Annotated in this window: 15 protein-coding genes and 1 tRNA gene; 1 reads left to right on the top strand and 15 read right to left on the bottom strand. The window is 41.3% G+C overall.

What is annotated here, in order from left to right:
* Positions 1-33: 33 nt before the first annotated feature.
* Complete coding sequence (locus tag AAG807_RS07735; protein WP_341902099.1) at positions 34-1,032, bottom strand: Gfo/Idh/MocA family oxidoreductase; 999 nt, start codon at positions 1,030-1,032, stop codon at positions 34-36.
* A 186-nt stretch (positions 1,033-1,218) separates the two neighbouring features.
* Between AAG807_RS07735 and AAG807_RS07730 the strand changes: the two genes are divergently transcribed.
* Positions 1,219-1,294 (top strand) — tRNA-His (locus tag AAG807_RS07730).
* Between the two features lie 74 nt (positions 1,295-1,368).
* On the opposite strand, the gene AAG807_RS07725 is transcribed toward AAG807_RS07730, so the two are convergent.
* The 14 genes from AAG807_RS07725 to AAG807_RS07660 form a co-directional block, all read right to left on the bottom strand.
* Entirely contained in the window at positions 1,369-1,605 is a 237-nt protein-coding gene (locus AAG807_RS07725; protein ID WP_341902097.1) for a hypothetical protein, read from the bottom strand.
* A gap of 306 nt (positions 1,606-1,911) precedes the next feature.
* The gene (locus tag AAG807_RS07720) at positions 1,912-2,250 is read right to left on the bottom strand and encodes a hypothetical protein (protein WP_341902096.1); all 339 of its coding nucleotides are present in this window, start codon (positions 2,248-2,250) and stop codon (positions 1,912-1,914) included.
* A 27-nt stretch (positions 2,251-2,277) separates the two neighbouring features.
* The gene (locus tag AAG807_RS07715) at positions 2,278-3,057 is read right to left on the bottom strand and encodes a hypothetical protein (protein ID WP_341902095.1); all 780 of its coding nucleotides are present in this window, start codon (positions 3,055-3,057) and stop codon (positions 2,278-2,280) included.
* A gap of 11 nt (positions 3,058-3,068) precedes the next feature.
* Positions 3,069-3,242 carry a hypothetical protein gene (locus tag AAG807_RS07710; protein ID WP_341902094.1) on the bottom strand — a complete coding sequence of 58 codons (174 nt, stop codon included), beginning with the start codon at positions 3,240-3,242 and terminating at the stop codon, positions 3,069-3,071.
* Positions 3,214-3,834 (bottom strand): hypothetical protein, encoded by a 621-nt coding sequence (locus AAG807_RS07705; protein WP_341902093.1) that lies wholly within the window; start codon positions 3,832-3,834, stop codon positions 3,214-3,216. Before AAG807_RS07705 ends, AAG807_RS07710 begins: the two co-directional genes overlap by 29 nt.
* A gap of 114 nt (positions 3,835-3,948) precedes the next feature.
* Entirely contained in the window at positions 3,949-4,302 is a 354-nt protein-coding gene (locus AAG807_RS07700; protein ID WP_341902092.1) for a hypothetical protein, read from the bottom strand.
* On the bottom strand, positions 4,299-5,084 hold the full coding sequence (locus AAG807_RS07695; protein ID WP_341902091.1) for a hypothetical protein: 786 nt from the start codon (positions 5,082-5,084) through the stop codon (positions 4,299-4,301). The genes AAG807_RS07700 and AAG807_RS07695 overlap by 4 nt, the downstream gene beginning before the upstream one ends.
* Positions 5,085-5,363: 279 nt before the next feature.
* Positions 5,364-5,756 (bottom strand): Imm7 family immunity protein, encoded by a 393-nt coding sequence (locus tag AAG807_RS07690; RefSeq protein ID WP_341902089.1) that lies wholly within the window; start codon positions 5,754-5,756, stop codon positions 5,364-5,366.
* A gap of 10 nt (positions 5,757-5,766) precedes the next feature.
* Positions 5,767-10,053 (bottom strand): DUF4157 domain-containing protein, encoded by a 4,287-nt coding sequence (locus AAG807_RS07685; RefSeq protein ID WP_341902088.1) that lies wholly within the window; start codon positions 10,051-10,053, stop codon positions 5,767-5,769.
* Between the two features lie 12 nt (positions 10,054-10,065).
* Positions 10,066-11,469 (bottom strand): contractile injection system tape measure protein, encoded by a 1,404-nt coding sequence (locus AAG807_RS07680; RefSeq protein ID WP_341902087.1) that lies wholly within the window; start codon positions 11,467-11,469, stop codon positions 10,066-10,068.
* A gap of 25 nt (positions 11,470-11,494) precedes the next feature.
* The gene (locus AAG807_RS07675) at positions 11,495-14,935 is read right to left on the bottom strand and encodes a PKD domain-containing protein (protein ID WP_341902085.1); all 3,441 of its coding nucleotides are present in this window, start codon (positions 14,933-14,935) and stop codon (positions 11,495-11,497) included.
* Positions 14,936-14,957: 22 nt separating this feature from the next.
* Positions 14,958-17,657 carry a hypothetical protein gene (locus AAG807_RS07670; protein WP_341902084.1) on the bottom strand — a complete coding sequence of 900 codons (2,700 nt, stop codon included), beginning with the start codon at positions 17,655-17,657 and terminating at the stop codon, positions 14,958-14,960.
* Positions 17,645-20,851, bottom strand: coding sequence for a baseplate J/gp47 family protein (locus AAG807_RS07665; protein WP_341902083.1), 3,207 nt, complete (start codon positions 20,849-20,851; stop codon positions 17,645-17,647). The genes AAG807_RS07670 and AAG807_RS07665 overlap by 13 nt, the downstream gene beginning before the upstream one ends.
* The gene (locus AAG807_RS07660; RefSeq protein WP_341902081.1) at positions 20,848-21,282 is read right to left on the bottom strand and encodes a GPW/gp25 family protein; all 435 of its coding nucleotides are present in this window, start codon (positions 21,280-21,282) and stop codon (positions 20,848-20,850) included. The genes AAG807_RS07665 and AAG807_RS07660 overlap by 4 nt, the downstream gene beginning before the upstream one ends.
* Positions 21,283-21,292: the final 10 nt, after the last annotated feature.

Raw genomic sequence — 21,292 nt, 5'->3', positions numbered from 1 at the left:
GATAAGCCTATCCGTAGCTAACGCAAATTTACGTTAATTATTGTCGAAAACCGAGAGATGTGCGGATTTCAATTTATCAATAATCTGATAAGCGACATCCAGTGCGCGATACGCATCATCAATGGAGACGACAACCGGCTGATTATGAACGATGGAATTGTAAAAGGAACGAAGCTCCTCCTGGATGGCATTGGTCTTTTTTATTTCAGGTTTGAGGGCTGAAAAATTGACATCGTCATTGAGTTCAAAACTGAAAAATCCGGGTGCTTCCTGGTCTTTTGGTGTAATCATGATTTGATCGACCGACTGATTCAAGAAATCGATAACGAGGTAACCTGTTTTTTGGAAGATCCGTGTTTTTCGCATGTTGTTCAAAGACATACGTGATGCCGTGAGGTTGGCAACACACCCATTGTCAAACTCAATACGAACCGAAGTAATGTCCGGAGTTTTGCTGACAACGCTGACACCACTGGCAGAAATTCGCCGGATGGAGGAATTGACACAGCTCAGAACAATATCCAGGTCATGAATCATCAGGTCCAGGATTACAGAAACATCTGTTCCGCGGGGATTGTATTGCGCCAGGCGATGAATTTCAAAGAACATCGGTTTCACAATCAAGGCTTCCGCTGCCTGAAAAGCCGGGTTGAATCGCTCCACATGTCCGACCTGAACAATAACTCCGGCTTCCCGGGATAAATCCAATAGGATCTTGGCTTGTTCCGTTGTTTCCGCAAGTGGTTTTTCGATAAACACATTTTTGCTGGAACGGAGAGCCTTGTAAGCGATGTCATAATGGTGAAGGGTAGGAGCAACGACGTCCACACAGTCAGAAGCATCAATCAATGCCTGCATGTCATCCCATCTTTTCACCGGATACTCGGAAGTGGTTTTTTCCGCAGATTCGTCTGAAGGATCATAGAAACCGATTAATTCATACAAATCGCTTAATTCCAAAATCAATCGAATATGAATACGGCCCAAATGTCCTGCTCCAAAAACACTGATTTTAAGTTTCTTTTCACACATAATACAAATGTAGGGATTCGAAGTAGCGGATATGAGCGAGGGAATGAGTGTTATTAACAACCAATGTTTAGTTGTGATAAATAAATCGGAATCAGTTCATTATCTCTTGATTACTTGATTCCTGAAAAAAAAATGCATTTCGGTGTAGGAATTTAAATAGAAATACTTATTTTTGCGCCACTATACGGAGGTTGTAGCTCAGTTGGTTAGAGCGCTGGTTTGTGGTACCAGAGGTCGCGGGTTCGAGACCCGTCTCCCTCCCAAAAACAGTAAAGAGTGTGAAGTGCGAAAGCGGTCACACTCTTTTTGTTTTACATCATCTTGATTCTCATTTTGTTACCTGTCGTGAGCTCCTTCCCTGAGTTCTTCAATCATATTTCGGTTGAAGGTCGGCAGATCCTTTGGTGAGTCTTTTCCTTTTTTTACGTCGGAATCAGCATCATCCTCCATTTTTTTCTTGGTAGAAGCATCCACGTCATCTTCATACTTCTTCAAATTGTCCAAATCTTTGTCTTTCAGATTTGGATCATCTTCCAGGATTTGTGATTTCGGTGGTTTTTCCCCGTTTGCCACTTGCGGATCTTTTGGTGGGTCTGATTTATCATATCTGTTTTCTGTGGATCAATATCCTTTTACAGCTTTTTGATATTGGTTTCCGAAAGATCGGAGTCCGACTTCTTGACGTTCGTATTAGGGAGATCTGTATCGACTTTCTTTACATCTGACGGCTTTACAGGAGCTTCAGTATTTACATCAAGTGATTATTGTTTTCCAAAGAATTTTTCGATCTCTTTAGGAGTGAGCTATAATGAAAAAGACCGCGCAATAGCGGCCTTAGTCCAATTTAACGGGTACATTTTGAGTTGCAAATTTATTCAATCACAAATAAGCCTCAAGAAGTTTCTTCGATTCTTCAGATAAAAATGGTTGCAATTTTATTAATTCTTTTGTGTTTAAAATGGAGAAAACTTCAAGTTTCATAATATTATTCCACTCGGCATCTTTCGTCGATGTTATTAAATCAATAAATGCACATTGCTTTAAAAATAATTCGTGATCATCAATTTCACCAATTAAAATATCTCTAAGTAATTCCCCAAAGACACCAAAAATAGTATAATTTCCATCTTGGTCTGGATCGAGATTCCGGAAATAGTTACGAAAATGGACGTTTCCTTTTTTAAAGTTTTGAAATAGTTCTTTTTTAAAATCTCTCATGATTTTATTTTGTTGCACTGGAGTTTACTAAAAATTGCCAAAAAACTTTCTTTTTTCATTATCATAAAAAACATCTGCCAGATCAAGTATCCATGTAGACAAAATCTTAGAGCTTTTTGAATTGCTTTTGGAGGAACTCTCATAGAGAGAATTCAATCTCAACAACAATCCATTATCTTCCTCTTCCATAAGTTCTATATTATCTTCAGTTGTCAAATCCATGATTTCTTGAAAATTCTTTTTAAGAGTTAGATCGCTTGGCTCCTCAACAAAATCCCAATTTATATCTGACAGATATATCTCCGGATTTTTTATGGACCATCCACTATATTTTTCATCCTGAAAATAAAAGGAAAAATCGGGGCTGATTTCTATTTCTATGATATTATCAGATACTAAAAAATCTTCAGAAAAAGAGAATAGTTTTCCAAGTTCACTATCATAATGCCTGTAAGTAAATGGTAATAATATGAACTCTCCTTCATATGGGAGAATTTTGAACGAAGCTTTGATTGATTTAATATCTAACAATTTTTTTAGTGTCAAAGACCTTGTTTTTTCCGGGTATTTAAAAAAAACAAATCTGAGCATATTTGTCTCTTTATCGAATCCAATTTCATCACAATCTTCAAATTCCAACCAAGCTTCCATACTTCCAATACTCTTTGACTTTTCTTCCGAAAAACCAAAGCGATTTCCATTGGAAATGGCTACACGTCTAGTATCCAAGAATAGCCTTGGAAAGTTTGGTAATTGAATTTCTTCAATTATTTCAACAATAATTTTTTCGTTTAAAAATACTTTCATAAGTATTAAAATTAATCACTAAATGGGTTTGCCTTAGGTAGAGGAACACCATTTTTTCCTGGAATCTTACCATCGATAATCATATCTCTTGTAACTGGGTCTCCGGGATCAATATCATAATCACCTGTTTTAATCTTACTAGCAATTAAATATATCTCAAATTTTCCATTTCCTTTCTTCTTCAAAGTCTTTTACTCCTTTCATCGCTTTCAAAGGAGCCAGTTCTGCCATCAATGCAGGAATTGGAGTATCGATCTTATCATTTGCTTCTGTAATCACCCGCGCCATCATCAAAGCCTGTGCCTTACTATCGTGATTCTTTCCTTTGTCTACGTCGCCATCTGCTTTTTCCTCCATTTTTTTCTTGGTAGAGGCATCCACGTCGTCTTCATACTTCTTCAAATTGTCCAAATCTTTGTCTTTCAGATTTGGATCATCCTCCAGGATTTCCGATTTCGGTGGTTTTTCACCGTTTGCTACTTGCGGGTCTTTTGGCGGATCGGTTTTCGTATCTACCTTCGAATCTAGTTTATTGGCGTTTCCATCCCCCAGATTCGGATCCACTTTTTTCAGGTCGGAAGAATTGACTTCCGGCAGCTTATTTGTTTCCGGTAACTGATTCGTTGCCGGTGTATTTGGATCTAAGTCCGGAGTTTTGGTCGTGGTAGTGTTGTCGAGATCTACCTGTTTTGTTTTATCCGGCATTTTTTTCTCGAACTTGCTGGTGGTTCCCGTTGTTTGAGAAGGCACTTTGGTTTGATCCGCATTTTTCAGCACTTGCTTCGGTGCAACATCCGATACTTTGTCTGTTTTGGTATGGTATCAGCTATGAAGTGGTTTTTGTTTCTCTAATAGGGATATTCTCCGTTTTATTTAATCTAAGTAACTTAATTATAAATCATTAGTGATTTCATAGGTTTCCCAACTTTCTATGGGATAATAAAAATTTTCTACTTGTTCAATGGTTAACGGTCGCCAATTCCATTCAATAAAAGATTGTTTAATTAAGCTTTTTATTGACTTTAGTATTGTTTCAAAATCCATATTCAAAACAATTATTAAGTTTGAATCAAAAAAACAACTATCATTTTCATCCAAACTATTTGTGAGTCTTTCTATAGAGATATAATTTAATTCATAATATTCACCTTTCATGTTACGTAGTAATAGATCGCCTCTTGCCCCTTTCATGTTGCATTCTGCGTCAACTCCTCTACCTAATGTATAAATAAGTTCGTACTTCATGGTATTGTATTAAATTTGATAACTTTTATTTGACTAACTAATTCTTTATATCGTTCCATTTTCATAACACCAGCTTCCACAGGCACTATTTCATAATGGGTGCCTTTTGTGTGCATAATTTCAAGTTCTTTAGGTAAAGTTGAATAATCCACTTCGAACGCACCACCTTTTTCTTGTACCCAAAAATCTTTTTTATTCAAATTTAATGAAATACCTCTTTTTTTCATAAATCCTTGCTTATTTACTGAGTTACGAATATCAACATCAGACATAAATATTTCTTCTCCACCACGATAAATTGGACCATCATCAATTGTATATATTTTTTTTACATCTAATTCGCTTCCATACATTACAATTTTGAAAGTTCCATTTGGGTTCTTTTTGTCTCCAAATCCTCTAACGCCTTTAAGAGCTTTTAACGGTGACAGTTCTAGCATTAAAGCTGATACGGGGGTGTCAATTTTATCATTTGCTTCAGTTATTATCATTGCCATTAGTAAAGCTTTCGCTTTACTATCGTGGTTTTTCCCTTTTTGGACTTCTGAATCGGCATCATTCTTCATTTTTTGTTTGGTCGAAGCATCTACATCGTCTTCGTACTTCTTGAAATTGTCCAAATCTTTGTCTTTTAGATTTGGATCATCCTCCAGAATTTGTGATTTCGGTGGTTTTTCACCGTTTGCTACTTGCGGATCTTTTGGCGGATCGGTTTTCGTAACCACTTTCGAATCTAGTTTATTGGCGTTTCCATCCCCCAGGTCCACATCCACTTTTTTCAAGTCGGAAGTACTTGGGTCCGACAGCTTATTTGTTTCCGGAAGCTTATTAGTTGCCGGTGTATTTGGATCTAAGTCCGGAGTTTTGGTCGTTTTAAGCAATCAAAAAACAATCGGGTAAACAATCTGTCCACCCGATATTATATTTACACCAACACAATTCATGTTGATTAACAAGTTGTTATGTATTTAAAGTAGCTTTACCAACTAATTGATAACACTACATACCTCTTTTCGTTTATAGATTAAAAATCATGAATTACATAAGTTTAAGTGATGTGTTTAATCTTCTATAACAGGATTACAAGGTGAAAGATATACATCATCTTTAACGGTTATTATCCCTTTTGCAATTTGATAGACTTTGTATTGATTCCAATGAATTTCATGTTCTGGCCACCTAACATAAATGATCCCAAAACTTCTGGAAGCTATTTGACAAATTTCCTGTAAAATTTTTAGTAAGTCATCGCTATATCCGTTATCGTGATTATGTCCTCCTCCAATAAAGAGATTTACAAAACCGTTTATCATTTTGATTTCACAAAGCTGATTTTGGGTTTTAAATTCACGTAGTATGTTTTCTACATCGGCGATTAACTTTTTATCTTGTGCTATTATATCTAATTCATCTGAATCTGAACAAATAGTCAACCATCCATTAAATTCAATCATTTTTTTTATTTTAAAATCTAATTACTAATTCAACTCCGTAACGTGCGGAGTATTCATTTAATTTTTCTATGACTTCCGGTGCTGGCTCAGAGTCAAATCGGTAAATTACTTTTCTGCCAGTTTCTTTGGCTACTTCAAAAGTTCTTTTCGCTTGTTTTTTGAATGAACTACCAATATTTGCTTTGAGTGCGGGTTTATGTTGTCCAATAAATTCATCACTAATTGCATCGTATTCTATATTGGGAGTATTTTTAAAACATGCTTGGGGTACCCCTCCGATTTCTTTAGCTAAATCATGAGCTCCTTTATCATATTTTAAGTTTGATGGGATTACTTCCCATTCATTCTCTATAATTTTTTTTGCGTCGTCTAAGCTATTCTGATCGTTCTTTTCTTCTTTATCATTGCCTTCATTTTCAGAATTTACATCATATCCACTAGGTTTATTCAGTTCATTTTTACATCCGAACATGAAGATATGGAATTTTCCGTTCTGCCCACCTTCAGTGGCAAATTTTTCTACCCCTTTCATGGCTCTTAGAGGAGCGAGTTCTGCAAGCAGTGCAGGAACAGGAGTGTCTAATTTATCGTTTGTTTCAGTGATGATGCGGGCCATCACAAGGGCTTTCATTTTGCTCTTGTGATTTTTTCCTTTCTCGATGTCACCATCCGCTTTGTCCTCCATTTTTTTCTTGGTAGAGGCATCCACGTCATCTTCATACTTCTTCAAATCATCCAGTTCCCGGTCTTTGAGGTTCGGATCGTCTTCGAGAATCTCGGATTTCGGTGGTTTTTCTCCGTTTGCTACTTGTTGATCTTTCGGTGCAGCTGTTTTATCCAGATCTGATTTCTGTGGATCAATGTCATTGTTCAGTTTCTCTACGCTAGCATCTGAAGGTTTGGTATCCACTTTTTTCAGGTCGGAAGTACTTGGTTCCGACAGCTTATTTGTTTCCGGAAGCTTATTAGTTGCCGGTGTATTTGGATCTAAGTCCGGAGTTTTGGTCGTGGTAGTGTTGTCGAGATCTACCGGTTTTGTTTTATCCGGCATTCTTTTCTCGAACTTACTGGTTGTTCCCGTTGTTTGGGAAGGCACTTTGGTTTGATCCGCATTTTTCAACACTTTCTTCGGTGCAACATCGGGTAGTTTATCTGTTTTGTTTGCCAGTTGATTCTTATTTCCACCACCAAACAGGTTATCGGCCTTCTTGGTAGAAAACTTCTTGAAGCTTGTATACAAACCGGACCAGGTTTCTTTTTTGAAAGATTTGCTAACCAAGCGCGGAATTTTGCGGACACCACGTTTGATAAAACCTTTGCTGGCTTTGTAAGTTTTTACCACCATATTTTTCATGGTTCCGAGCTTACTCATATTGAACGGTTGAGGAGGGGATTTTGCTCCCACCATGGCCATTACTCCTGCAGTGGTATTTGCTGCATCGGTCTTGATTTTGTTATTGCCCTGGTAGATCTCCTCTGCAGTTTTGGCCGTATGCACATTGTAAATGTTCTTGATCCCGGACAGTACACTCAAGATGGTGGTAATCAATCCCAGCCAGAAGGTTACTGTGGTCATCGTCGCTGCTGCACCGATCAGCCAGGCTGCTACCGGGATCAACGGTGGGAAGAAGAAGGCTGCCACACTGGTCAGCGCGGACAGTACGTACAATAACCCGGTTATCACTCCGGCAATGGTCAATAATTTGACTCCCACGCTGGATCCTTTTTGCAGGATCATCCCCACCGGATTTTCACTGAATCCTTCCCAGTTGCTCAAATCGGTCCAGATTCCGCCCACTGCATCTGCAATGGTGTTGTAGGTTTCGAGCGGATTGATCATGGCCAACCCGAGCTTGGAAACATCGGCCCAGGTAATGTTCTTCAATCCTTCCCACATGGCTTCCAGTGACTTGGTCATACTGGTCCACATAAGCCCGGTTTTGGAAATCTTATCGATGTTCTTGGTCGCTTTATTCAGTGGCGATTGGAGACCTTTGTTGCGTTTGCCATTGTAGTGATCGATCTTTTCAGCACGTTTCCGTTCCACGCGGTCACCGAGTTCCAGTTTTTTGTTTTCGATCCAGGCTTCAAAATTCATATTGAATTGCATCAGCTGCATGCCTAGCTGATTTTTATCTTGTTCGCTCAATGAGGCAACAAAAGCTTCCCGTTCGGCATCGCCTTTCATGTTGGCGTATCGGAACAGCAAGGCTTCCGGACCATTAGACAGTTCAGATTGTGCACGAAGTTCTTCCTGCATGATCATTTCGTCTGCTCCTTCGATGGTCTTCATGTCTTTGTAATAGAAATACTGCGCACGATGCGTTTCGTTTTCCATTTCAAAGGAGGTTTTCATCAGGGATTTTCCTTCCTTGGTCAGCTGCTCCTCCTGTTTTTTACTCGCCTGGAATTTTGGTTTCAGCGACTTGCTTTTGGATTTCGCATCCGTATTCCGGTTTTTTTCGGAGGAAATCTTTTGCTTCGATTTTTGAATGTTGGCTTTGGATTGTTTGTAATCTTTTTCTGTTTTGGCATTCTTGGTTTTGGCTGTTTTTGCGTCCGCTTTTTGTTTGGCGGCAACGTTTCCTACACCCGTGATCCCATCCGCCATGGTTGCCGTTCCGCTTTCCATTTCCTCGTAGTTGGAGCTCAATTCGCCTGATTCTTTCTCTTCGGGATTGGAATTTTCTTTGGAACCTTTATTGAGTCCGGCACTTTTGTTCTTTAAATTACCGGCTGTTGCTTTGTTCTTTTTGACTTCATCGGCATACCCGCCTACTTCGCCGCTTACTTTTTCCTGGCGCTGCTTGGAAGTGGCAATGGCCTTTTCCATGATTTTTGTCATCTTCTTTTCACGGATATCCGTGTTTTTATCCGCCGTTTTCAGGGCTTTGTCAGATCCTTCGATCTTCTTATCGATCTCACGCTTTTTCTTTTCGGCTTCTTCTCGTTTTTCTGCCTGCTTTTCTGCGCGGTTAACGGATTCTTTCCCCTGGTCGCGGAATTGCTGGGAAGTCATGATTAATCCTTCGACATTCACATTGGCTTCTTCGTCCACACCAACGCCTTCACCGACCTTATCGGTTGCTTCGTCTACTTTAGCGTCTTTTACCGGAGGCGGATTTTTATAATCTTCCTTCACACCGTCAGGTCCAGGGTCTTCTTCTTTCTTACCTTTCCCTTCCCCGGCTTTCTTCTCTTCTCCTTCTTCGGATTTTTCTTTTTCTCCGGAACCTTTGCCTTTCGAATGTGCTGCTTTCTCTTCTTTGGGTTCTTCCTTTGCTTTTCCTTTAACTTCTTTTTCTACGGCTTTATCTACTGCTTCCGCATTTTTTTCGGGATTTTCCGCATCAACTTTTCCTTCCTTCGCATCTTCGGTTTCTTCTTTGGATTTTTCTTCCTTTTTATTGGCTTCTTCTGCCTTTTTTTCCAAATCCTCAGGCTGTTTTTCAGCAACAGCATTTTGATTCACAGCAGCAGGTTGTTGTCCTTTTGCTTCACTCGTTGCTTCATTTACCAGCTTTTCAGCTTTTTCTTCTGTTCCGGGAGTGTTTTTTGCCTGGTTTTTTGCTTGTGCAACATCCGCCGGATTGATATTTTTCTGCTCCGGATTGGACTTGTTGTCCTTGCCCGCAGCAGGTGTTGCTGCTCCCTGTTGAATGGTATGGGTCAGCTCATGAGCCAAAAGTTGTTTCCCTTCTTTCGAATTCGGATCTAAATTTCCTTCATTGAAATAAATGTCTCCCTGGTTGGTAAAAGCTTTTGATTTCAGGGATTGATTCATGTCCGTGGCTTTCGTTCCCGTATGGGTTCGCACACCACTGAAATCTGCCCCGAAACCGGATTCCATTTCTGTTTTTACACCGGAAGGAAGCGGATTTCCCTGTCCCTTGGTTTCCTGTAGTTTGTCTCCCAGAGGAGCAGGGGAAAGGACATCATTACCCATCGATAGATCTTCTTTTCGCTGAATGATACCTTCATGACCGATGGCAGCCATTTTATCTTCGGTACCTTCCACATCGAGTTGTCCCATTTGTCCGGGAGCTTCTTTGCGTTGAATGCGCGGCGTAACAGTCTGTGCAATCGGTTTCAATTGCACGGCATTCGAATTCGCGGATGTTGTTCCGGTAGGGGATGCGCCATTCACGACGCGTTCAGCCGCAGAATCCGCTTCGGCTTCATGTTGATCGCCGGGTTGATTGACGGACAATTTGGCTTGTACCGCATGATTGGTGCCACCGCGGCTCCGAAAAGGAGCGCCGGAAGGTTTATCGGGAGATTGGACTTTCGTCTTCATTTTATCAGTGTCTTACCATTCTACAAATAGGAGGTCTTTCCGCCAGTCGATTTTTACAATTCCCAGGTTCCAGGGAAGTTTTTCGAGGAGAATATCCTGTGCTTTACGTTCGAATACCAGTCGGGTGGACTGAAATTCTTCTATGATGATTTTTGCTTCGCGCTGCAAAAATTCGTTGCGAAGCAGTTCCGGGGAATCACTTCTCAATGCGGTCCAGTGTTCGAGAACGGCATCCAGCAGATTTTCTGCCTCTTCCTTGATTTCTTTTGACAAAGGAAGTTCCTGCCGTATGGGTTCGTCTTCCGGAATCCCACAAAGGAATTTTTCAAATTGAAGTTCATATTCCCTGGAGTTTTCCTGCCCTGTTGCCAGGTAGTGTAACACGTGGACTGCGAGTTCCGGGTCGGTGAGTTGATCCCCTTCCAGTAATCCGATCTCGGTGAAAAAGGGATTCAGAAAAGGGTGGAGAAGGATCAAACCTGCATTCTCAACCGGTGTATGAAAATCAGTTGTTTCGGTTTCATCCGTTTTTTTTCCCTGTTCGATTCTTTTTTCTTCCTTAGAAGAGATTTTTTTCTCCCGGTTATCCTGGAGGATCCGGATCATTTTTTCCCGCTTCAATGGAATGGCTTCCCCGGTGATGGAGCGCACAAACCGGACAAGTGTTTCCGGATCAGCTTCCTGTTTGAAAGCTATTAGCGCAATCAGTTCTTCCGCTTTATCCGGTGAAATACGTCCTGTTTGCCGGAATTCATAAAAAGCCTGAAACAGCGAAATCCACCAGTTCCTTTTGGTCGCTTCATCCGGAAACCGGATAGGAATCTTAGCCGGCAGATCGGGAAGTTTTTCCGGGAAATGAAAGGCGCGCGTAAACCACTCGATTAGCACAGTCTCCGGTAACTGAAGAACCAGGCGCTTCAGAAAAGATTCGGTGTTGTTCGAATGAAGTTCCCGGACGAGTGTTTCGGTATCGGTAACTGCCAATTCCAGTAGATTGTTGGTCTCCATTAATTGGTTTAACGAAGTGTTATTCGTAAGCCACCAGGGTTTTGTTCCCGTTTTCAGGAAATGAAAAATAGATTGCAACTGCCTTTTAGGCACGGAGATCAGCTGCCCCGGAGCAAGCGGAATCTGTGCTTCGATTTCTTCCCGAATAGCAGAACCGATCAATCTGTCAATATCACCGTAAGTCAGGTCCGTTGATGCGGCAGACACCTGGATGGAAAGACTTTCGAGAGTGAGTACTCTCCCGTTCAGTTTTTTCTCCAATTCTTCGAAGAGTTCTTCCAACACAGGAGACAAGCCGCCCGACACGAAGCCGGCAGCATTGTCTTTCAGGGCAATCCCTTTTTCCTTAGAGTTGGTCTCTACTTCCACGATCAGTTTATGGACGATATGTTGAGTTTCAGTGTTCATGACAGATTGATATGGATCTTTCAGATTACTTTTCCCAGGAAACTACAGCCAGGAGCCTATTCAGTTTGGTCCATGAATTTGAACCTTCTGGGCGTATACTGATTACACTTTCGATGTAACTGATATTCTCAGGTGAATTGGACCGAATTCCCATAGTAGGCAGTGATGGAGTAATTTTGAAATCCATTCCATTGATATAAGCTGTGAGCATATCTATCACCTTATCCTTATTAAAAGTACTTTCTTCCTGACAACGAATCAGGGCCAATCCCAGAAGCATCGAGTTGTGATAGACACTTACTAATGGAGCTGTCTCTTTACCGTTTGAATGTGCAGTAAAGATTTCGTTAAATAACCCATTAGCTATTGATTCCAGATCAGTCCCGAGTGTCGTATTCTTATCTCCGGATATATAAGCAGGTATATCATTAGAAACTTGATTGTAGAGATTTGCCAGTTTAGCAATGACTTCTTGAGTCAGTCCATGCTCAGCAACAATTTGATCAAACTGGCTATTCAGAACATTGAATTTTTCTGAGGATTGAGATTCACAAATCCCCGGATTAGGAAACTCGAATTTAAGTACTTTCTCAATAGTCAGAGGACATTGATCTTCTTTTCCCGAAAGAATAGTGAGTCTTACGGTTGCATCGACTATCGGTGTGTCATACGTATGAGTCGGAGCTTGCTCCATGGAGGTTGTTCCGTCGCCAAAATCCCAGAAGAAAGAATAAGTTGTTGGATCGGTACCAGTAGGAAGTTCACAATTAAAATTGACAGTTGCATTGGTTATCGGGTTACTAGGAACAACCATCGTAGCTACCGTAGCTTTATGTAAAGTGAGTTCCGCACTGGTTTCATGACCATTCAGGGTGAAATGGATCACTTGGTCGTAAGCACTTTCAGGAACCAATGCCGGATTGATAACCAAATCATCACCTTCTGCATAAACTCCTTCAACAGCTGGTAATGGTGCTACTATTCCATCAGCAGGGTAGCGGAATAATGGTATTTTAGCAATTTTACCTTCTTCCACGCAAATGGAATTGCTTCCCAAACGAAGATCTGCAATAATTTCCGGCATAATGTATCCAACCGGTCTGCAGTCCGAACAACAGAGATACGGCAAGGTGAAATCGGCAACTACCGTATTTGCACCGATTCCGTTTACTGCATTTCGCACATATACCAAAAGGAATGTATCTCCCTGATGTACTCCTGCAAGATGCTCCATTCCCGGATGTTGTTCCTGGAATTTTGCAAGACTTAATCCGATCAGGATGTCTTTTTTTCGCTTTTCAATTTCATCGTAAATCAATTGCAGCTTTTCTGCGCTACAGCATAATGCGGTAGTATCTTGTGACAAGTTGTACAACAGAGACAACGTTGGTCTTGAAATTTGGGAAGAAACAGCCGAAGCTTTGACAAACGTTTTTCGCGCTGCACCGCAAAGGTTCGTTGCGCTGGCATTTACGGAGTCTATGACGCTTGGTAGTACATCAGCCAGTGTTGCCGGACTTTTGTCAATCAACACATAGGCATGAGACAGTACATCATTGGGTGCTTTTAAGGTTGCATCAACCAGATCTTTTGACTCCGGACTATAATCGAATTGGTCAATTTGGTTATTTACCTGATACATGATGTCGTTTCCTGAACAACCCTTAAATCTATTGAGAACTGGTAGCATGATCACACCTAAAGAGTCTACTCCGGTAAACATGTTTGCTTTAACCACGTTGTTGTCCACTGCAGCAACTTCTTCATCAGCAATCGGGTACATGTAGTCTTGCACCAGGTAATTTACCCCCAGCGTTTGCGTACTGAAAGCCGAATAGTATTTGGAAACTTTACCAAGTAAGCAATTGTGTTCCTGTTTCCAGGCATCCAAAAGAATCTGCAAGTCTTCAAATTGACAAGCATAATCATCCATATTGATCGGATCAGTTTCATTAATTGTAATTCCGAGCGCTTTTACATCGAATGCCAACCCGTATTGATTTTTCAGGTCATTAATTTTCTGCATAGCCATCTGATAAGTATACCCCTGATGCCCTTCGATATTCAGGAAATTGTGCGGTTCAAGGTTGTATCTCAATGGGAACTGAATCGGACCGGACGGATCAAGGAACGAAGTATAATAACTCAGGTTGCGGTTTTGTTTGTTGACTTTGTATTTGTCGTAATTCCATGTTTCCAGTAAGCGTGGGAAATTTCCGAATCCCAAATAAAAAGGGACCGCTTTGTTTTCCAGAGTAGAACGATAGATCGAAGGTGTAATGCGGACTTCGCCTGCCGGAATATCTCCCTGATAGGAATCAAGCATTTCAATGGTGCGCTCTACATACAAATTGAAACGTTCACACCAATTCTTTTCATCTTCCAAAATCGGAGACTTGTAGAATTCATGACGGTATTGTTTTAAATAACGGTCTTGATCTGTTGGAATGAGTCTTCCCAGCATGAGGTGCTTTGGAAATGAACGAATGTTGGGATTGCAGTTGCATACGCTTTCCATAAACAACTCTTTCAATTCATTGTATCCGTTCACCAGGTCACGTAAAAGATCATACCTGTACTGGAAGAACAAAGACGGATAAGTTGCTCCGGCTCCGAAGAACTGATCTATTTTCGACTTGATTTCATTCGCTTTTGAGGTCATTCCCAGTTTACTCAACATGGTGGTGTAGCCGTTTTTGAGTCTCCCGATGATGTTCTCTGATTGAATGGCGCTCAGGTAGTTGGATCTCAATGCTGCAAAACTTGCTGAATTGGTAGTATTTACCGTTACGCGTTGAATCGCTACTTCGTCGATATTCAAATACGTTGAGATGAGGTAATTCGTATCAAAGATGGTATCGTTTGAAAGAATGTAATCCGCATCCGACTGGGAAGTGAACAATACACGCAGTTTGCGGATGTTTTTAATTCCCTGGTTCTCACAATCAATGCCGGTACATGCATTCGGATCTTCCTCATAACTTTCTAGATAGAGCAACACGACCAAATTCTGAAGATCCGTTCTGGAACTGATGAGTTGATCAGAAGAGGAAGCATTAGCTTCCGGGATAGCTTCCCAAAGATTTAACTGTACTGGCACATTATTGATCGTTCTCCAGAAGGGAAGGTATCTTGCATTGCTATCGTCAAAAGCACGGTAATAGGTGAATCTCAGGTCCGGAATATCTATCATTTCCAGTGAGGGATCAGCAGGATCAGCTATTGAGAGTTTAAACAAATCACCATCGGTGGTAATTCCTGCTCCTTGTGAAACGACCAATTCGCCGTCTGAATTGTATTGAACTTTGAAACCGCATACGATTCCGACGCCGCTTAGAAAAATACGCGATAATCGATCCTGATCTTCAAAGTAATTCAGGAATTCATTCAACTGCCCCGCTGTAAGTACCTGATCCGGCACAAATGTGCGGTAAGTGGGAGTGATTGTGGTCAACTTTGTTTCCATATTTTTTACTTATTTCTTTTAATTATAATGTTCCTAATTTTGTTCTTCCAAGGATGATGTCATCGGTTTGTTCTTCTTCTTCGGCGTCGCAGTTATGTAGTTTTCCGGTAGGGAAAATGGTATGGAGCTTGGTCAGAATGCTGATGAAATCCCGTGTTTCGTCTTCCGGGAAGAACGGATCCATCGGTGATTTGGCAATGAGGTATTGCTTGTATAACCTTTCGAATTCCATCATCTGATTGTCGTCATCCGGAACTTCTCCTTTGCGGGATCCGATCCAGCAGATTTTTGCCAGGATGTGGGAAGGAAGTTCTTCCCGGATGAGTTCTTCCATGAAATTCCGGAAATGGATGTCTGAAAAACGTTGGGTATAGCCCGGCAATACAATGCTGACTCTGAATGAGTACGGATCGATTCCGCAGCAGGATTCCTTACAATCATCCGCACAAATCGGCATGAAATAATAGGTCGGGGTATCCGGTTCATTGCTGTCCGGACGGAGCAGGATGTGCTCCACCATGAACATGCCTTCTTCCGTAAGATCATACTTCATGAAGCGGATGGTTTCCAATAGTGAAGCTTCCATTTGTGCCGCATCCGGAAAATAAATCAACTGCTTGGCAACCGTGTAATTGGGATCTGTGTCCGGAAGTTCCGGGTCGATTACAGCAAAATAAAAATTTCCACTTCCGGATACTTTTACCTGGATGTTATCGATGATCTGGTTGGCAACAACCCCGGCCTGGAAGGCGTCTTCAATTTTTTCCTCGCTGCTTTCAATCAGTTGAAGTACCGCGAAATACAAGTTGTTAATTGCTTTCTTGTAGCTCGTATAGGTGTTTTCGGCAGAAAGTATGACGGTAGCTGAAGCATTGCGGATTCGCCATTTGAAAACTCCCGGACTTTGTTCATATACTTCAATAAACGATTCTGACAGGTTCCGGCGGAAATAGTTTTTTATTCCGGAGAGCCTTGCTACCCGTTTTTCAACTCCTGATACATTTCCGGTATCCCATAATTCTGAAACCGGTTGATGGTAGTAATTGAATCCGAGTCCCCGTTCACTGCTCAAAGTCACATATTCCTTCAGGAACAGTTCTTTGGATTTCAGGATCATTTCACTGGTGAAAGAACCATATAATTCTTTCATAACAAAAGCATACTTACTGAAATTCTCTGCAAAACGAGCCAGCAAGTGATCCAGCAATTCATTTCTTCTTGCTACATCGTCTGCTAATCCTTCGAATAATTGTTCGGACAATAGCGTATTATCATTCTGCGGATAATTATTTACCAGATCGGTGAAACCGCTAATGTCAGATACAGCTTGGGTAAAGTAGGTATTACTGAGATCAGAATTAATGGATAGGAGTTTTTTTGCGTTTTCCAGATGTGAGAAGTAAGACGCAAGAATCTGATCGAAGAATAACAAATAGGCTTTCAGCTGTTTTGCTTTTGACCGCCGCACCGTATCAGCGGAAGATACCAACCCTTCCTGTCCGATCCCGTAAGTGTCCGGAAAATCGTTTTGAATAGTCGTGTACCAGCCTGTATCCAGTGATTCCCCGGAAGGAATTTCAGGAAAACGGTTTAGTGCAGCTTGATCATCGGTTGCATCTTCTTCTGCTTTTAGTTCCTGATAGATTTCCTCAGATCTTTTTTCATTTACCCGAACAGGTAGTTGTTCTTTTTTATAGTTGAAAACACTTTGGTCGCAGAGACGAGGCCGTTTGTTCGGATCTATGCAAATTAACCAAGTATCCGGATTATTTGATCCGGAGCAGTTTCCGATCGAGATTTCCATCACCTGTTTCACTCCCGGAATATCCATAATGATGTTGATTATGTCGGACAAACGGACTTCTTTTCGGAGCCCGGCTTCTCGGAGTTCTGCGGTGTCAATGAATCCATGATCGAGAAGAGGTCCTTCGAATACTTCGTCCATCCGGTATCCCTTTTCGAGCATTTGCTTCAATGAATAGAAGCGTACACGGGGTGACAGATATCCTTCAATAGCAAGCAAAATACGTGCATTGACTTCATCTTCATCGGCTTCGTTTTCCAGACCTACCTGTACACAAATAGAGACCGGTTGTTCTTCTACTTCATCAATTTTGACCAAATCCTCGCACAAATTGCGGTTTGCGTGGTACTTCGTCTTGATTAGCAATTTAATAGCATCGATTTTTTGCTGACGCTGCGGATCGTCATCTTCTACATCGAAATCCACCAGAATGCGGTTGAGTCCTTTTAGATTGAATTCCCCGAGGTCTTCAGGCAAGATGTTTGGAAACAACTCCGGATTATAGGCAAGCGATCCATCTTTGCAGTTGGCGTAAACTTTTACATCGTAAGGAATGATCCAGCAGTTGCGAACTCCTTCAATATCCAGGAATAGTTTACGGTAATCTAGTGCCGTTAGTGCACGGTTCGGAAGGATCTGTTCTGCGGTATAAAATTGCTTGGATATGGAAGTGCTTCCTTCCGGTCCGGTTAGTAGATCGGCAATAGAAAGGCTGGCTCTGTTTCCCAGATCGGTAATGGCATACGAAAGCATTTCAAGGATGGTGATTCCCGGATCATGCTCGTTATAATCCGTCCAGAGTCCACCTCCCATCGATGCAATATGCTGTATACCGATGCGTCGCAGGTAGTCAAAATCGAGATCGTTTTCTGTAGATACGTCCCGGTTAATAGTGATACTGTTTTTTAGAGTTGGCATTGTTCAGTTGCTGTGTTAGGAGTGGAACATGAATAAATAGCGGTCGAAATATCGTGTCGTTTTGCTGAAGACAGAATGGCTTTCGGAGAAGATGGTTCTGCAACTGTTGAAGCAATTCCATTTTGGAAAAGCTGAACATCCTGCAGATAATCCACGTAGGAAAGTTCTTCGATGTAATCGATCAATACACTGAGATACAATTTTCCACCGAAATTGATTGTCTCGCGCTCAGCAAAAGCCCAGGGAGAAAGGAATCGGGTGATGTCCTCATTGAGTTGATCGATATACAAAGCTTCATCGAACTGCGGATAGAACTTTACTTTCAGTGATACTCTGATCTCTTCGTAATCCGGATTGACGACATGCGTTTTAACATGTAACGAGTTCAATTCTGAAATAAACGATTCGATGCGGTTTAGAGTCGCTTTACTGACCCTTGGCTGATAAGGATCAAAAACATTGCGTTGAAGGGTGTCAGGGATCACTACCAAAGTGACATTACCCGGCGATTGAAACGAACAATCACAGGTGTGTGTAAGGCATTTTATTTTGTAGATCTCCGAAAAATTCTGGAGTACAAGGTGTTCGTAATCCCATAAATTGATTGCCCGGCTTTTATGTCTCAATCGTTCGCTGATCCGCTTGTAATAAAGGGTATCTGTTTCTTTAGGTTTTCCTCCGAAGGAATTGTATGGCTGAGATACAGACTTAACGGCAGCAATCCGTGAAACGAGTTTCGTAATGGTTTCAGCAGGAAGTCCCTTTTCGAGATGAGAAAGTTCATTTCCCCGATTATCGAAAATAGCTGTAGCTGCCTGACTGAATATTCCGAGTACACGGCATACGGCATCGTAATTTTTGTACATTTTTGCCCGTATCCAGAACATTCCGGGTGGAAGTAGGGTATTATCCGAACTTGCTTCAACCGGAATTTTGAATTTGACTAATCCGGATTGAAGGAAATTGTCTGTTTGATTGATGAGCATGAGCGTAGAATCAAGCTTTTTCCATTGGTTGTTGCATAGAATCGACCAATGTACTTTTTGGGCGCCACTGAATGATTCTCCAAGTGGGTTTTCAGATCCTTCCAGCACCTGAATGAGCAGAGATACCTGTTGCAATACTTCTGCATTTTCCATTCCGATGAACAAGCTTCCTCCTTTACAATATTCCGGAGTTAGTGTGCAATCGGTAGATTGACCGTCATACAATCCTTTCAAAAAAGGGTTTTCTTCGGCTTCTCCAAAAGGGTGAACATGGAATAACTGGAGGCTGCGATTATTAAAATCCAGCTCCGTATTCAAGGTTAAATTCAACTCATCAGTTGCTGAGTAACTCAGTGAGATTGTATCGGCAAACGGAATATATGGCTGGTTGGGAATAGGAACATTGGGATTCGTACTCATCATGGCCAGGGAATAGATCCGAGGATATATTTCCTGTAAAAAGGATTGGTCGAGCGTTAAGCGGACAGGTCCGGAAGTATTTTCCGTAAAGCTGCTATTCGAGATTCCGAAATTGGTTTTATACTCGATAGGAGTTCCCCCATCTGTTACAAATAATTCTAAGTTGTTTTGAACGGGTATATTCCAACTACCATTGGAAAAAATCCAGGAATCTGCTTTGAAATAAGAACTGCTGTTAACGATATTGGTGTAGTAATCGACAAAATTGACGAATTTATAAGCAGTTTTTTCTATAGCTGATGCATTTCCTGCCGATTTGGCATTTGTCGAAGTATTTTTAATTATCGGGATAATGTTATTGAAACTTTCCTGAGTAACAGTTCCTAAAAATGCCTTGTCATAGCCTTCGTAATAACTTTTGAAGTTATCGGGTGTATTTTTCCAATGAATAGTTACATCCAGGTGCTTCCACTTTTTACTGAAAACTTCCGGATGAAATACAGAAAATGCAGATCCTTTTACCGGATTGGTGGTGAAAGGGTAGAATGGCTTCTTGACGTTCAGAGTACCGGTGTCACTTTCAATCGTCAAAGCTCGCATGTTAAGTACATTCACTTTTAAGCGAAGCTGAGAGATTGGTTTTGAAAGGAATCGGTAAATGTCATATCCCCCCAAGTCTTCTGTAGCAACTTCAAAACGGAAAACCGGATGGTCCGTTCTGTAATTTTCACCGTGAATTGTCTGATTGTAATTTACAACAGCTTCCTGCTCCGGTTGCAGTTCTACACACAAGGTAGCTAGTTGCCCGTTGACACCAGTAGTGTAATTTTGATTTGCTCCATTGTTCTCATTGATAGCAATGGGATTGGTGGAAATCGGAATGGGACCGACCCATCCTTTGGCTCCGGTATAATAGACCGAAATAAAAGAGGAATTGGAAGCATTTGTTAAAGCTACCGGAGAACCGGAAAATTGAGCCTGAACGACTACCTGGCGTTTTCCTTCTGACAATTCAAGTGTATGCGAAGCGACAGCGAAACCAAGGCGTGCGGTAGCTTGTTCGGGGCGATTATCAGGAGTTCCCGCATAACCGAAGGGATACCAGCTGGTATCATCACCAGGAAATTTTGCTCCGGCTCCATCATAACTGGATGCATTTGAAGCTGCTTTTACCCCATAACTGTTATTGACAGGAGAATCAGGAGCATTGTAAACACTTTTGACACTTGCTATTTTAGTCTGATTTAAGACCGTTTCGTCTTCCAGAAGGTAAACGCGTGTAACATCTGTGCTATCCTTCTCTCCGTTGAGTTCGGTTCCTGCTGCGATTTTTTCCTGTGAGAAAGCACGGGCCAGTTCGAAAATAATAGTTACACGATCCGGCTCTTCGTTCAAATGATTTAACTGAAGTACTTCCGAATAATAAAAGTCGAGGTGGCGTTTTGTAAAGCCGTTCAACCGATCGGTAGATTGATTGATCAGGGTTAGAAAACAGACGAAAAGAGTCAAATGAGGAGTCAGTTTGTTATCGTTCTCCAGTTGATCAAGGAGTATTTTGATCCCTGCTGAATCCGGAAAAAAGTCCTGCCAGTTCCCATTGGGATCCACATCATTGGATTCATCAAAATAGTTTACATTTTTTGCAAAGTTGTAGGTGAATTTCATCCAGTCTTCTAAACCGAATCCCATCAGTTTGATATTTTCAGGATCAAGCGAACGGTCGTAGCGCATCGATTGATCAAGTCCGTTTCTTTTGAGGACTTCTGCTATGTCGTTACAATTGCTCATAGGATTCCGGTTTTAGTGTATGAAATATCATTTCCTTCGATTCGATAGAATGGGTAAACCATATTCCGTCTTGAATTGGTGGTACGGATGCGGTAATCAAGAATGATGTCTATTCTTCCGTCCAGGATGTGCTTCTGATCCAGTGTTACATTTTCCAGGTCGATCCGTGGTTCGTAATAAAGGATTGCTGTACGGATGATTTCCGTGATCTGTGTGGTCAGTGTCAGGGTGATAGATTCGAAAAGCAGCGATTCCAAATTGCAGCCATATTCCGGCAGCATAATGCGTTCGTTTGGTCTGGTTGATAACAAAACCTGTAGGCTTTCCATGATGTCTTTTTCATCCGAACTCATCCGAACAAAGCTGTTTGTTTTGTCAAAACTGGGTGGAAAACTCCAACCGGTGCCTAAGAATGATTCGTTTATTTCCATGTTGTAAATT

This window comes from Fluviicola taffensis DSM 16823 (assembly GCF_943372375.1).
In the GTDB taxonomy this organism is placed as follows: domain Bacteria; phylum Bacteroidota; class Bacteroidia; order Flavobacteriales_D; family Crocinitomicaceae; genus Fluviicola; species Fluviicola taffensis_A.
Note: the sequence above shows the minus strand (reverse complement) of the source record. Positions and strands in the feature narration are given on the sequence as shown.